Source organism: Sorangium sp. So ce363, from assembly GCF_051520435.1.
GTDB lineage: Bacteria > Myxococcota_A > Polyangia > Polyangiales > Polyangiaceae > Sorangium > Sorangium cellulosum_B.
Genome location: NZ_CP150333.1, coordinates 8,996,218 through 9,009,340 on the forward strand (window position 1 = coordinate 8,996,218; position 13,123 = coordinate 9,009,340).

The following is a 13,123-nucleotide window of genomic DNA, read 5'->3' on the forward strand; positions in this document are numbered from 1 at the left end:
GCTCCGTCGCCGTCACCCCGCCGCCAGGGCGGGCGCGCCCCCGATTGACCACCGGCTCGCCGCCCGACGCGCCGCGCCAAGGGTGCGCCTGTGGCCCGCGGGGGCAGGCCGGCCCTTCGGCCCATCACCGCCCGTACGGCCGGCCCCCGGTGCCTGCAGGCGCAGGCTGCAGCGCCTCGGCGCGAGGCTCACCCGAGCAGGGCCCCGCGGCATGACAGGCGAGCCCTGGTGCCGCGGGTGCGCCAGCACGATCCCGACGGCCGCCGCAGGTGTGGCACGAGACCGCCGTCATCCCCCGTTTTCGTACAATTTTTCACCAAAAACACAAGATTTTGCGGGCCACCTGTGGAAAACAGACCGGGAGTTTCCTGATCATCGACTCAGGTACTTCCTAAACAATCTTCACATCGCGAGCACCAACCGTACAGTCAACGTGGGATAAGCACTCGGCATGTTTCGAGAACATCTCGTCGCGACTCGCGCCCATGCCAGTGAGGGCTTTCCGAGTGTGACGAGCCGTCGCTCCAGTAGCAGCGCAACCGCGAAGATGCCGTGGCGCTCTCCCGCGCCGCAATGAAACGTGTCAGGGTCAACAGGCACTTGTTCGAGGTCACGAGTTGGAATAACCTCGAAATTGTCCTGAACGGGATCAGACGTCATAAGACAATTGTGGTCACCCCACACCATGTCGTAGACTAGGTCGAACTTAGAGCGCCGCAGCGAGGGGGGGCATCCCGCGGCGAGCGCGTCGAGGATCGCATCGAGTATCGCTCTTCTGCGGAAGCCGGTTCGAGGGGAGGGCCGGCAGGAGGAGAAGCCAGAGGCAACGGCCGCGGCGACCTTTCTCCCGGCGGGTCAGGAGATCCGCTTTCCACATGGGAACGACGCGCACCGGGACCACAGACCAGACCCACGGGGGCCGGGCAGATCGCCTGACGGCGCCCTGCTGCACCGTTCGTGCTGCGCGCCTTCGGCGCGCGCCGGGGTCTGCGAGGCTGGTCGGATGCGGGAGTTCGAACATCAGACAGGTCTCTTGCACGAGCGAAGAAGTAGGAGGGGAACTTCATGAGGTGCTGCATCGACGGCCTTAATCTGCATCCGACGAGCGTCCACGATGCTGCCGTTGTTCTCGACACCGTGACGGATCGGCTCCTCGCCGCGGGGGATCGGCGAGCGGCCTTCACCGACGTCTACGGTATCGTCACGCGCGCGGTCGCGGCGCAGGTCGAGCGACGCGATGGCATGTTCCTCGAGCCGGCGTGGATCTCGCGCCTCGCGGGCCGGTTCTGCGAGCGGTACCTCGAGACGCTCGGCTCGTACGATCGGGGCGCGGCGCAGGACTGCGGCGCCTGGCACATCGCGTACGCGAGCACGGCGTCGCGGTTCACGCCCCCCGTGCAGAACGCGCTGCTCGGCTTCAGCGCCCACATCAACTACGACCTGATCTTCGGGATCCACGCGACGATCGTCGAGTTCGGGCACGGCGCCGACCGGGCGATGCTCGCGCGGCTCAAGCACGATCACGATCAGATCAATGCGCTGCTCCGCGCCTCGGTCATCGAGGCGCTCGCGCGCCTCACCGCGCGGCATGGCTGCCCCCTCAGCGCGTTCTTCCTGGAGACCGCGCCGGAGGTCGCGGTCTGGGTGTCGATGGAGATGCTCTCGCGGTGGCGCGAGCGGGTCTGGGACGACGTCCTGGCGCTCCTCGCCGCGCGGAGCGGGAGCGAGCGGGCGGCGCTCTCCCGCGGGATCGAGCGGCGCTCCACGCGCATCGCCCAGATGCTCGCGCTGCCCTCGCTCTACCAGGCGCCGCATACGGCGCTCCGCCTCCTGTCAAGGGCCGCGTGATCGCGGCCGACCGCAACCGGAGCCCCGCCCGATCGTAGAATGGGGGCATGAGCAAGCTGCCCAAGGAACCGCCCGCCGGCGAGATCACCCCTCCAGCGCTCTACCTGCGGCGGCGCGAGCTCCTCAAGAACGCGGCGCTCTTCGCCGGCACCGCGTCGGCCATCGGCGGCGGCCTCGTCTGGCTCACGGGCGGAGCGGCGCGCCTCTCGGCGGCCGGCGCCCCCGGCGGCGAGGCCACGCCGCTCGGCAGCGCGGCAGCGCCGCCGGGGCCGCTGGCCGCCGGCGCGTCGTCCGCCGGGACGACCTCGAGAGACCCGTTCGTCACCGACGAAGCGCGGACCTCCTACGAGGACATCGTTTCGTACAACAATTTCTACGAGCTCGGCCTGAGCAAGTCGGAGCCGGCCCAGAACGCCGGACGGCTCAGGCTCCGCCCCTGGGCCATCGCGTGCGAGGGAGAGGTGAAGAAGCCCGAGGTCATCGACCTCGACACCCTCCTCCGATGGTTTCCCCTGGAGGAGCGCGTCTATCGAATGCGCTGCGTCGAAGCGTGGTCGATGGTGATCCCCTGGCTCGGGTTCCCGCTGGGCGCGCTGCTCAGGCGCCTCGAGCCGACCTCCCGCGCCCGGTACGTCCAGTTCACCACGCTGCTCGATCGGGAGCAGCTGCCCGGCCAGCGGAGCGACGTGCTCGAGTGGCCTTACGTCGAGGGGCTCCGGATCGACGAGGCCATGCACCCTCTCACGATGCTGGCCGTGGGCCTCTACGGCAAATCGCTGCTCGGCCAGAACGGAGCGCCCATTCGCCTGGTGGTGCCGTGGAAGTACGGCTTCAAGGGGTGCAAATCGATCGTCAGCATCAAGCTCACCGAGCGGCAGCCGGCGACGAGCTGGAGCCGCGCCGCGCCGGACGAGTACGGGTTCTATGCGAACGTGAACCCCGCGGTGGATCACCCGCGCTGGAGCCAGGCGACGGAGCGGAGGATCGGTGAGCTGCGTCGCCGTCCCACGCTGCCATTCAACGGCTATGCGGAGGAGGTCGCCGGCCTCTACAGCGGGATGGACCTGCGGGAGAGCTTCTGACGATGCGCGCGCAAGCGAGGACGATGTCGCCGCCGCGCGCTGTCGCCGCCGGTGTACCGGCTGGCCGGAAGCTCGGCTGGCTCCCGCCCGCGGTCGTCGCCGGCGGGCTGATCCCGCTGGTCGTGCTCGGCCTGCGCGCCGGGGCCGGGGCGCTCGGCCCGGACCCCGTCGCCGAGGCGCTGAACCAGCTCGGCCTGCTCGCGCTCGTGCTGCTCGTCGCCTCGCTGGCGGCGACGCCGCTCAAGCTCGTGTCGGGCTGGACCTTTCCGCTGCGTATCCGCAAGGCGCTCGGGCTGCTCGCGTTCTTCTACGCGTGCGCCCACTTCCTGACGTATGCGATCGTCGATCAGGGCCTCGACGTACGCGCGATCGTCGAGGACATCACGGAGCGCCCCTTCATCCTCGCCGGCTTCGTCGCGCTCCTCGTGCTCGTCCCGCTCGCGGCCACGTCGACCGCGCGCATGCTGAAGCGCCTCGGCGCCGCGCGCTGGAAGCGCCTGCACCGCCTCGCCTACGCCGCCGCCGTCCTCGGGATCGTGCACTTCTTCCTCCGCGTGAAGAAGGACGCGACAGAGCCGATGATCTACGCGGCGCTGCTCGCGCTCCTCTTCGCCGTGCGCGTCGCGAGCGCCATCCTGCACAGACGCGCGGCGCGGCGCTGAGCGCCAGCGTCGCGCCGTCGCCGCGCGACGAACTGCCGCGCGGCTCCGCGCGTTCGGATACCATGGGGCTTCGACGTGGAACGCGTGAGGACGGCATCATGAGGCTCTTCACCATCGGGGACAGCATCTCTCAAGGCTTCATGTCGCTCGGCGCGGCGCGCACCCAGCTCGCCTACTCCACGTGGATCGCGCATGCGCTCGGCGTCGACGTCGGCGACGCGCTGTCGAGCCCGGCGTACCGCGTGCCCGACTACCCGGCCCACGGGCTGCTGCTCGATCTGGAGGTGGTGCTCCGCCGCCTCCAGCTCGCCTTTGGCACCACGATCGACAGGCTCGAGTGGGCCGCCGTCCTCCTGGAGATCAACCGCGTGCTCGACGTGGCCGAGGAGTACTACGAGCGCGGCGAGGGGGCCGGCCGCTACCGCGGCGGGAGCGTGCCCTGGTTCCACAACGTCTCGGTGTACGGCTTCGACGTGGCCGACGCGTGGCTCGTGACCCCGAGGCTCTGCAGGGAGCGGATCGCGGCGGCGCCCGGCGCCAAGGACGGCTTTTTCCAGGGGCCCAACGCGGCGTTCTACCGGACCGCGCTCCGCGTCCTCAACCCGTCGCGGGATGAGCGCCTCGACGGGTACAGCCAGCTCGACTGGCTCGGCCACCACGCGCGCGGCGAGGGCGTCGAGAACCTCCTCCTCTGGCTCGGCCCCAACAACGCGGTCGGCTCGGCGATCCTCCTCAGCGTCGCGGCGACCGAGGACAGGCCCGAGCGGCGGCCGGCCTCGCTCAGCTTCGACGAGCGGACCCGGGCGCAGTGGAACCTCTGGATGCCCGACGACTTCGTCGCCGAGTACGGCGAGCTGCTCGACCGGGTCGACACCCTGATGCGGCGCAACGAGAGCCCGGGCTGGCGGGTGTTCGTGGCCAACGTGCCTCACGTGACGATCGTGCCGATCGCCACGGGCGTCGGCGACCCGCTGCCCGGCCTACCGCGCTACTACCCCTATTACACCTATCCCCCGCTCGCTCGGGGCACCCGCCTGATCGAGGCGGGCGCGCCGCACCTCACCGCGGCGGACGCGCGGCGCATCGACGAGACGGTCGACGCCTGCAACGCGCAGCTCGTCCGGCTCATCGAGGAGAGGAACGCCCGCCACCGCACGCCCCGGTATCACCTCGTCGACGTCTCCGGCGGCCTGGACCGGCTCGCGTACCGGCGCACCGGCGGCGAGCCGTCGTACGAGTTCCCCGCGTACTTCGCGGCCAACGTCGCGCCGCCGATGGACACCCGCTTCTACCACGTCGATCGCGCCGGGCGCCGCAAGGCCGGCGGCATCGTCAGCCTCGACGGCGTTCACCCGAGCGTCATCGGCCAGGGCCTCCTCGCCCACGAGTTCCTCAAGGTCATGAAGGAGGCCGGCGTCCCTGGCGCCGACCCGGACCGCCTGCCGTGGCCCAGGATCGTGGCGAGCGACACGCTCTATCAGGACCCGATCCCGCTGATGGAGGAGATCTACCAGTACGAGGAGCTCTCGTACGCGGTGCTCTCGGCCTACCGGTACGTCTTCGGAGGGCTCCAGGGGCGCCGCGGCAGCATCAAAGACTTCTAGAGCGGTTCCACTCGCCCCTGGTACAAGCGTCGCAGAGCGGCGGTCACCCGCACAGGAGACGGGCCCAGATCGGCGTTTTCGGCGCGGAAGCGCACTCCGGTGCGCTGAGCACCGAAAACGTCGAGATGGGCCCGTATCCGAAGCGGGTGACCGCCGCTCACGGCACCGCGGGGGTGCTCCCACGCAGCATGAAATAGATGAGCACCCCCGTGACGGAGACGTAGAGCCAGAGGGGCAGCGTCACCCGCGCGACCTTGGCGTGCTTCGCAAAGTTCGCCTTGTAGGCGAAGTAGAACGACGTCAGCGCGAGCGGCACGATGCCCGCCGAGAGCACGATGTGCGAGATGAGGACGGCGAAGTAGACGGCGCGCAGCGGCCCGGTGCCCTGGTACTTCGTGTCGCCGTGGACGAAGTGATAGGCGAGGTAGCCGACGAGGAACAGCGACGAGGCGGCGAACGCCGAGACCATCAGGTACTTGTGCACGACCATCGCGCGGCGCTTGATCGCGATCCAGCCCGCGACGAGGAGCGTGGCGGCCGTCGCGTTCAAGGCGGCGTTCAGCGGCGGCATGAAGCGGAGATCCGCGCCGCCCGCGCCCCGCCGGATGATGAGGATGTAGGCGAGGAACGCCAGCGCGGCCGCGGAGAGCACGGCATTGAAGGCGTAGAACGATCGGTCGCTGGTGCGGGCGAGCAGGCCGACCGGCTTCAAGTGGCTCGAGGCGTGGGACGACATCGCGCGGTCCATACCAGAGGAGCGCGCCGAGCGCGAACGCGAGCGGGCGACCTCGGATCAGCGAACGGAAGCGGACGGAAGCGGACGGAGACGACCGCCAGCGCTCGCAGACGGACCGAAGCGGACGGGCGCGGACGGAGCCGCCCCGAGTGACCCCGGGCTACGCGGAGCTCGGCGCGATCCCCATCGGCGTGGGGCTGCGATCTGCGTTCCGCAGCGGCTCGCGCATGGTCACGAACTCCTCGGCTGCGGTCGGGTGGATGCCGATCGTCGCGTCGAACTGCGCCTTGGTCGCGCCGCACTTCAGCGCGACGGCGAACCCCTGGACGATCTCGCCGGCGTCGGGCCCGACCATGTGGACGCCGAGCACCCGGTCGGTCGCGCGGTCGACGACGAGCTTCATCATCGTCTTCTCCTCGCGCCCGGAGAGGGTGTGCTTGAGCGCGCGGAAGGTCGAGAGGTAGATGGCGACGTCGTGGTGCTCTCGCGCCTGCGCCTCGGACAGGCCGACCGTGCCGACGTTCGGCTGGCTGAAGACGGCGGTCGGGATGCCGGCGTAGTCCACGCGCGCGCGCTCGCCGCGGAAGAGCGTCTTCACCAGCGCCATCGCCTCGGCGATGGCCACGGGCGTGAGCTGCACGCGCGAGATCACGTCGCCGAGCGCATAGATGGACGGGACCGACGTCTGGAACGCGTCGTCCACCACGACGGCGCCCTCCTCGTCGAGCTTCACCCCGACCTCCTCGAGGCCGAGCCCCTTGGTCTTCGGCAGGCGCCCCGTCGCGTACAGCACGCAGTCGGCCGCGAGCTCGGTGCCGTCGGCGAGCGTCGCGACGAGCGCGTCGCCCTGCCGCGCGATGCTCTCGACGCTCGCGCCCAGGCGGAGGTCGAGCCCCTTCTTCTGGATCTCGGCGGCCAGGAACGCCCGGATGTCGTCGTCGAAGCCGCGCAGGAGGTGCAGGCCGCGGTGGATCAGCGACACCTTGGCCCCGAGGCCGTGCAGGATGCCGGCGAGCTCGACCGCGATGTAGCCGCCCCCGACGATGACCGCCCGCCGCGGCATCGTCTGGAAGTGGAACAGGTCGTCGGAGGTGACGGCGAGCTCGCGCCCGGGGAGATCGGGGATCCAGGGATAGCTGCCGGTCGCGACGAGGATCCGCTCGGCGGTGATCCTGGCGCCGTCGATCTCGACGGCGTGGGGATCGACGACCCGGGCGTGCCCCCGCCGGACGTCGGCGCCCGAGTTCTTCAGGAGTCTCTCGTAGACGCCGTTCAGGCGCTCGATCTCCTTGTCCTTGTTGCGGAGGAGCGTCGACCAGTCGAACGACGGGCCGGCGTGCCCGTTCCCGCTGGCGCCGTGGCCGGGCACCGTCCAGCCGTAACCGGCGGCGTCCTCGAAGTCCTCGGCGTAGTGCGAGGCGTAGACGAGGAGCTTCTTCGGGATGCACCCCAGGTTGACGCAGGTGCCGCCGAGGTGGCGCGACTCGGCGACGGCGACCCGGGCGCCGTAGGAAGCGGCCATGCGGGCTGCGCGCACGCCGCCGGAGCCGGCGCCGATGACGAACAGATCGTAATCGTACTTGGACATGGCGGACGACTATGCCCCATGTGGGGCGCGGTCGCCGCGCGCCGTGCGGTCGCGCGCGACGGGCTCCGCTCCCTCCGGCTTCGCCTCGGCCACCGGCGCGGGGATTCTGCTACGGTCCCGCCGTTGCGCTCCTCGCCCCACACTGGAACCTTCGCCGACGCTCCGCCACCGCGCCCGCGCGACGGCGACCTGCAGGAGCGTCCCGCGCCGCGCCTCGCGGGACGCGCGCGCCGCGCCCTGCCCTTCGCGCTGGCGGCCGCGCTCGTCGCGTTCGTCCTCGGCCGGCTCGACTTCGACGCCTTCCGCGCCGCCCTGTCGCGCGTCGACGCCCCGCTCTTCGTCGCCTTCGCCGCCCTCTTCGTCCTCGCGCTCCTCGGCGCCGACACGTTCGCGACCGTCCTCGTCTACCGCCGCCTGATCGCGCCCGTCGCCTTCCGCGACTTCCTCGTGCTCCGCGGCGCCTCCTACCTCCCGTCGCTGCTCAACCACCACGTCGGTCAAGCCTTCATCACGGTCTTCCTCGCGCGCGTGCACGCCGTGCCGCTCGCGCGCGTCGCCGGCGCGACGCTCGTCGTGTACGCGTCGTGGCTCGGCTGCCTGCTCCTCCTCGGCGCCGTCGCCGTGCCCGCGAACGGCGGGCCGCTCGCCGGGTCCGCCCTGCTCCTCGCGGCGGGCGCGCTCTACCTTGCGATCCTCGCGCTGCGCCCGGCCCGGCTCGCCCGCGCAAAGCTCCTCGCCCCGCTCTTCGAGGCGGGCGTGCGCGGCCACCTCGTCGCCCTCGCCGCGCGCATCCCGCATCTCCTCGTCCTGTTCGCCGGCACCTGGCTCCCCTTCTGGTTCTTCGACGTGCGCATTCCCCTTGGAGCCGCCCTCACGTACATCCCGATCCTGATGGTGGCGGTGACGCTCCCCATCACGCCGCAAGGCTTCGGCACGCGCGACGTGCTCGCCGCCGCGCTCTTCGAGGGCTTCGCGGCCGGCGCGACGCGCGACGCACGCCTGGCCGCGATCGCCGCCTCGACGACGACGTGGGCCGTGGCGCTCACCCTCGTCGAGGCCGCGCTCGGCCTGGCCCTGCTCCGGGGCGTTTTGCCCCATAGGGAGGCAAAGCGCCCCACGGACGCTCCCCCGTCCGGCCATGACGCGGCGTAACGCGGCTCGCCGTCACGGTATTTGGAATCTTGCAACCAGGCTACTCGCCAACGTCGATTGGCGCATGGTTTGCCATGGAGCCGGAGAGCGGCGGAAGAGCGGCAGCAGAGGCCCAGCAGAGGCCAATGAGAGGCCCAGCAGAGACCAAAGAGGCCCCGCAGAGGCCGAAGAGAGATAGGTCGGCCAAGGGCAGGTTCGGCGTGGCGAGTTTCGGGTTATAGTCTCCGGCCCCCTGGCGTTCGTTTCGTCCTTCTGGCCGCGTGCGACCCGCTGAACATCGCAGACTGGACCAGTCCGCGCCGAGCGACCCTCTATGAAGAATCTGGTTCGTTTCCTCGCCTCCTCCGATCACGACGTCGCCCGCGCCATACGCCACGTGCGCCGGCAGGTCCTCAGCTTCACCCTGCCCGCGCCGCGACCGCTCGTGGTCCCGATGCGCATGGCGTTCGAGGCAGCGCGCGAGGTGTATTATTTCGGTGCGCGTGTGCTCGTCTGCGAGCCGCATTTCAAGTCGCACTGCGCGCAGTACGGCAAGGGTGTCCGGACGGGGACCTTCATCCACTTCATCAATGGGCGGGGCGACATCATCCTCGGTGATAACGTGGTGCTCGACGGCAAGACCGACTTCATCTTCGCCGCGCGGTTCTGCGACCGCCCCACGCTGCGGATCGGCGACAACACCGGGATCGGGCACGGCTGCCGGATCGTCGTCGGCAAGTCGGTCACCATCGGCAAGCACTGCATGATCGCGGCGGGCGTATTCATCCTCGACTCGAGCGGCCACCCGAGCGATCCGGAGGCCCGGAGGCGGGGCCTGCCTCCCTCGGACGCCGAGGTGCGGCCGGTCGTCATCGAGGACAACGTCTGGCTCGGGACCCGGTCCACGATCTTCCCGGGGGTCACGGTGGGCGAAGGCAGCGTGGTGTCGGCGGGCTCCATCGTGATGGCCGATGTCCCTCCGTACACCGTCGTCGCTGGCAATCCGGCCCGACGGGTGGCATCACTCCGGACGACCGAGCCGCCGCCGCCCATCGGGCCCGCGGCGGACCGCGCCGATGCGAGTGTGATGAGGAACAGCGCGGACGACGCTGCGCGTCGCTCGGGCTCCGACAGCGCATCTTAACCCTGGAGTTCTTTCATGGTGATCGAGGTGGAGAAGGTGATCGATGTCATCGTCACGGTCGGCCGCTTGCCCGCCGCGATCAAGCCCGATGACGACATCTACGACGCGGGGTTCTCCTCGGTTCGAGCGCTCCAGCTGCTCACCGAGCTGGAGGACCGGTTCAACGTCGCGCTCCCCGACGACCGGTTCAGCGTCGCCCGCACGCCGCGCGCGCTGAGCTCCCTCATCCAGGAGCTCGCGCCGTGAGGAGGGTCGTCACCGTCGAGCTCGCGGCGCCTGCGACCGAGATGGCGCAGGAGGAGATACCCAAGCAGATCGCCTTCCTCTCGAAGGAGATCGCGAACATCCGCTTCGTCCGCGAGGGCGCCGCGCTGGAGTTCGAGGCCCCTGAGGAGCGCGCGGCCGACCTCGCGAAGGCGGCGGAGGGCCTCGCGCGCACCATGCAGCGCAGCCTGCGCCAGCTCACGCGGAAGCTCGTGTACCGCAGCCCGGCGTGCGATCGGGTGGAGTTCCGGGGCGGCGCGCTCCCCGCCGGGATCACGCAGATGGGCCAGGGCCAGGTCGCCCTCGAGGGCATCCCGCTGCGGCTCTACCGCTACTTCGATCGCTCGCTGGAGGCGCTCGGCGCGCCGTTCTCGCCGAGCCCGATCCTCGTGCCGACGTTGATCCCGGCGGCGACGCTGGCGAAGTGCGACTACTTCCGCTCGTTCCCTCACATCGTCACGTTCACGTGCCATCTGCCGGAGGACATGCCGCTCATCGAGGATTTCCGGGCGCGGCATCAGGACCGGGACACGCTCGACGAGCGCGCGCTGAGCGACATGGCGCAGCCGGAGGTGTGCCTCTCGCCGGCGGTCTGTTACCACGTGTACGCGGCGAACCGGGACCGGGTGCTGCCGGCTGGCGGCGCGCGCTACGCCCTCGCGGGCCGCTGCTTCCGCTACGAGTCGAGCAAGATGGTCGACCTGCGGCGGCTCTGGGAGTTCACGATGCGGGAGATCGTCTTCCTCGGGTCGCGGGAGGACGTCCTCGCGCTGCGCGAGCAGGGGAACGAGATCGTGGCGCGCTACCTCGACGAGCACCGGCTCGCCGGCGAGATCCGGACGGCGAGCGACCCGTTCTTCATCGCGCCGGACGCGGCCGCCAAGACGTACTTCCAGATCAGCAGCGAGACGAAATACGAGATCTCGTTGATGCTCCCGGAGGGCGAGCGCGTGGCGGCCGGCTCGCTGAACTACCATACCGACTTCTTCGGCCGCGCGTTCAGCTGCGATGTCGAGGGCGCGGGCCCGATGCACAGCGTGTGCATCGCGTTCGGCCTGGAGCGGTGGGTCTACGCGTTCCTGGCCCAGCACGGCGACGATCCGACCGGCTGGCCCGATGTCGTGCGGCGCGCTCCCGAAATGGCAACCCTGTAGAGCGGCGCATCGCCGCTTCGTCGCTTGCTCGCAGTTCTGTTTCCCGGGGGATCTGAGAGGCTTCGCGTCCATGCAGCTCGAGCGCGTCGATCCGGTCGCGGCGGCGGAGGAGGCCAGCTTCGTCCTGCGCGAGGCGTGGCCTCCGCCGACCCTCCATTACACGGCCGGCTACCTGAGATGGCAGTTCGGCTTCCCCGGCCCGTCGCCGCAGGCCGTGCTCGCGCGAAAGGGCGGCGAGCCGGCCGGCTTCATCGGCGTCGCGCCGCGCCGCTTCCGGTTCCGGGGCGCCACGTCGGAGGGATATGTCCTCTCGTTCGTGAGCGTGCGGCCGAAGTTCCAGGGGCAAGGGCTGGCGAGCCGGCTGTACACAGAGCTCCTCGCCGGCCTCCGGGCGACTCGCCTGCCCATCGCTGTGTTCGTGGAGGCGCGGTCCGCGCCCGCGCAGCGCGTGCTCTTCAAGGCGGTGGCGGCGGTGGGTCTCGAGCTGAAGCAGCTCACCGCGTGCCGGAACCACGGCTTTCTCCCCCGGGCGAGCGCCGCGCCGCCGCGGGCCGTGGCCGCGCCGGCATCGGCCGTGCAGGACGTGCTCGCCGTGATGGCGGCGTGCAGCGGCGAGCGCGTGCTGTGGTCGGCGCCCGACGCGGCGCACCTCGAGCACGCCCTCCGCGATCCACGGCCGCGCCGGCTGCTGCTCGTCGAGGAGGCGGGCCGCGCCGTCGGCGCCGCGGTGGTGTTCCTGTCGGAGATCGCGACCGCCCGGGGGATCGACCGCGTGGCGACGCTCGGCGCGCTCTTCCTGCCGGAGCCGACCGCCGATCGGCTCGCGGCGGTGATGCGCGCGGCGTCGGAGACTTTCGGCGGAAAGACGACCGCGCCGACGGTGAGCGCGCCGAACCTGGCGATCGTCCCCCAGGACCAGCTCAGGCCGGCCGGCGTGCGCGCGACGGCCGCGACGTTCGACGCATTCGTGATCCACCCGAAGGGCGGGCCCTGGCTGGACGCCGAGACGACCAACCTCGAGGTCGTCTGACGCAACGGTGTCCCAGGGGCATCCATCTACATTACAGATGGTTTCCATGAGAACAATGCCGATTCACAAGATGGATCGGCAGGCGCATGTTGAGGCCATGAGCAACAACACTTCTTCGATGGTGATCCGGCGCTCTGGCGAGCGGGGCTATGCCGACCACGGGTGGCTGCAGTCGTTCCACACGTTCTCGTTCGCCGACTACCAGGATCCGGAGCACATGGGCTTCCGTGCGCTGCGGGTCATCAACGACGACCGCGTCGCCCCGTCGCGGGGGTTCGGGATGCACCCGCACCAGAACATGGAGATCATCACCTATGTCCTGGAGGGGGAGCTCGCGCACAAGGACAGCATGGGGAACGGGTCGATCATCCGCCCAGGCGAGGTGCAGCGCATGTCGGCTGGGACGGGCGTGTACCACAGCGAGCACAACACCTCGAAGGCGGGCCCGACCCACCTGCTGCAGATCTGGATCGTGCCGGATCGGCGCGGGGTTGCGCCGAGCTACGAGCAGAAGGCGTTCTCGAAGGAAGAGCGCCAGGGCAAGCTGCGGCTCGTCGCCTCGCAGGACGGGCGCGAGGGCTCGGTCACGGTCCACCAGGACGTGAGCTTGTTCGCGGGGCTCTTCGGGCAAGGCGAAGAGGCGCGCTACGAGCTCCCGGCCGGCCGAAACGCCTGGGTCCACGTCGCGCGCGGGAGCGTCGAGCTGAACGGGACGCTGCTCGAGGCCGGCGACGCGGCGGCCATCGGAGCACCCGGCGCGGGAGGAGCAGGTCAGTCGCTCCACCTCGTCGGGAAGGGCGCGGGCGAGGTGCTGCTGTTCGACCTCGCCTGAGGGGCGGCTCTCGCGCGCTCCGCTCGCCGGCGGCTCGATGAGACAGAG

Annotated in this window: 12 protein-coding genes; 10 read left to right on the top strand and 2 right to left on the bottom strand. The window is 70.5% G+C overall.

The features are described from left to right. Nucleotides 1-1,065 precede the first annotated feature (1,065 nt). The 4 genes from WMF12_RS33870 (at nt 1,066) to WMF12_RS33885 (ending at nt 5,196) form a co-directional block, all read left to right on the top strand. The gene (locus WMF12_RS33870; RefSeq protein WP_437740816.1) at nt 1,066-1,848 is read left to right on the top strand and encodes a DUF5995 family protein; all 783 of its coding nucleotides are present in this window, start codon (nt 1,066-1,068) and stop codon (nt 1,846-1,848) included. A 47-nt stretch (nt 1,849-1,895) separates the two neighbouring features. Continuing rightward, a complete protein-coding gene (gene msrP / locus WMF12_RS33875) occupies nt 1,896-2,930 on the top strand; it encodes a protein-methionine-sulfoxide reductase catalytic subunit MsrP (RefSeq protein WP_437852075.1) in 1,035 nt (344 codons plus the stop codon). Between the two features lie 2 nt (nt 2,931-2,932). Further along, nucleotides 2,933-3,592: a sulfite oxidase heme-binding subunit YedZ gene (locus tag WMF12_RS33880; protein ID WP_437852077.1), complete on the top strand. Its 660-nt coding sequence runs from the start codon at nt 2,933-2,935 to the stop codon at nt 3,590-3,592. A 98-nt stretch (nt 3,593-3,690) separates the two neighbouring features. After that, entirely contained in the window at nt 3,691-5,196 is a 1,506-nt protein-coding gene (locus WMF12_RS33885) for a hypothetical protein (RefSeq protein ID WP_437852079.1), read from the top strand. Between the two features lie 157 nt (nt 5,197-5,353). Here the strand turns inward: WMF12_RS33885 and WMF12_RS33890 are convergent, their stop codons facing one another. Together WMF12_RS33890 and gor are read right to left on the bottom strand one after the other, a co-directional pair. Beyond that, complete coding sequence (locus WMF12_RS33890; protein WP_437544022.1) at nt 5,354-5,944, bottom strand: DUF420 domain-containing protein; 591 nt, start codon at nt 5,942-5,944, stop codon at nt 5,354-5,356. A gap of 148 nt (nt 5,945-6,092) precedes the next feature. Beyond that, nucleotides 6,093-7,520, bottom strand: a complete 1,428-nt coding sequence (gene gor / locus WMF12_RS33895; protein WP_437852081.1) for a glutathione-disulfide reductase — start codon at nt 7,518-7,520, stop codon at nt 6,093-6,095. Between the two features lie 123 nt (nt 7,521-7,643). Between gor and WMF12_RS33900 the strand changes: the two genes are divergently transcribed. From WMF12_RS33900 to WMF12_RS33925, 6 genes are all read left to right on the top strand, one after another. Further along, nucleotides 7,644-8,672: a lysylphosphatidylglycerol synthase domain-containing protein gene (locus tag WMF12_RS33900; RefSeq protein WP_437852083.1), complete on the top strand. Its 1,029-nt coding sequence runs from the start codon at nt 7,644-7,646 to the stop codon at nt 8,670-8,672. Nucleotides 8,673-8,985: 313 nt separating this feature from the next. Continuing rightward, nucleotides 8,986-9,795: an acyltransferase gene (locus WMF12_RS33905; protein WP_437852085.1), complete on the top strand. Its 810-nt coding sequence runs from the start codon at nt 8,986-8,988 to the stop codon at nt 9,793-9,795. A gap of 15 nt (nt 9,796-9,810) precedes the next feature. Then, nucleotides 9,811-10,041 carry an acyl carrier protein gene (locus WMF12_RS33910; RefSeq protein ID WP_437852087.1) on the top strand — a complete coding sequence of 77 codons (231 nt, stop codon included), beginning with the start codon at nt 9,811-9,813 and terminating at the stop codon, nt 10,039-10,041. Then, nucleotides 10,038-11,213, top strand: a complete 1,176-nt coding sequence (locus WMF12_RS33915) for a hypothetical protein (RefSeq protein ID WP_437852088.1) — start codon at nt 10,038-10,040, stop codon at nt 11,211-11,213. The genes WMF12_RS33910 and WMF12_RS33915 overlap by 4 nt, the downstream gene beginning before the upstream one ends. Nucleotides 11,214-11,283: 70 nt before the next feature. Next, nucleotides 11,284-12,243 carry a GNAT family N-acetyltransferase gene (locus tag WMF12_RS33920; RefSeq protein ID WP_437852090.1) on the top strand — a complete coding sequence of 320 codons (960 nt, stop codon included), beginning with the start codon at nt 11,284-11,286 and terminating at the stop codon, nt 12,241-12,243. A 118-nt stretch (nt 12,244-12,361) separates the two neighbouring features. After that, nucleotides 12,362-13,075, top strand: a complete 714-nt coding sequence (locus tag WMF12_RS33925; protein WP_437748067.1) for a pirin family protein — start codon at nt 12,362-12,364, stop codon at nt 13,073-13,075. Nucleotides 13,076-13,123: the final 48 nt, after the last annotated feature.

Bases quoted from the DNA above. Each gene is read 5' to 3' on its own strand.
- WMF12_RS33870 (WP_437740816.1), top strand. From the start codon at position 1,066: ATGAGGTGCTGCATCGACGGCCTTAATCTGCATCCGACGAGCGTCCAC.
- msrP (WP_437852075.1), top strand. From the start codon at position 1,896: ATGAGCAAGCTGCCCAAGGAACCGCCCGCCGGCGAGATCACCCCTCCA.
- WMF12_RS33880 (WP_437852077.1), top strand. From the start codon at position 2,933: ATGCGCGCGCAAGCGAGGACGATGTCGCCGCCGCGCGCTGTCGCCGCC.
- WMF12_RS33885 (WP_437852079.1), top strand. From the start codon at position 3,691: ATGAGGCTCTTCACCATCGGGGACAGCATCTCTCAAGGCTTCATGTCG.
- WMF12_RS33890 (WP_437544022.1), bottom strand. From the start codon at position 5,944: ATGGACCGCGCGATGTCGTCCCACGCCTCGAGCCACTTGAAGCCGGTC.
- gor (WP_437852081.1), bottom strand. From the start codon at position 7,520: ATGTCCAAGTACGATTACGATCTGTTCGTCATCGGCGCCGGCTCCGGC.
- WMF12_RS33905 (WP_437852085.1), top strand. From the start codon at position 8,986: ATGAAGAATCTGGTTCGTTTCCTCGCCTCCTCCGATCACGACGTCGCC.
- WMF12_RS33910 (WP_437852087.1), top strand. From the start codon at position 9,811: ATGGTGATCGAGGTGGAGAAGGTGATCGATGTCATCGTCACGGTCGGC.
- WMF12_RS33920 (WP_437852090.1), top strand. From the start codon at position 11,284: ATGCAGCTCGAGCGCGTCGATCCGGTCGCGGCGGCGGAGGAGGCCAGC.
- WMF12_RS33925 (WP_437748067.1), top strand. From the start codon at position 12,362: ATGGTGATCCGGCGCTCTGGCGAGCGGGGCTATGCCGACCACGGGTGG.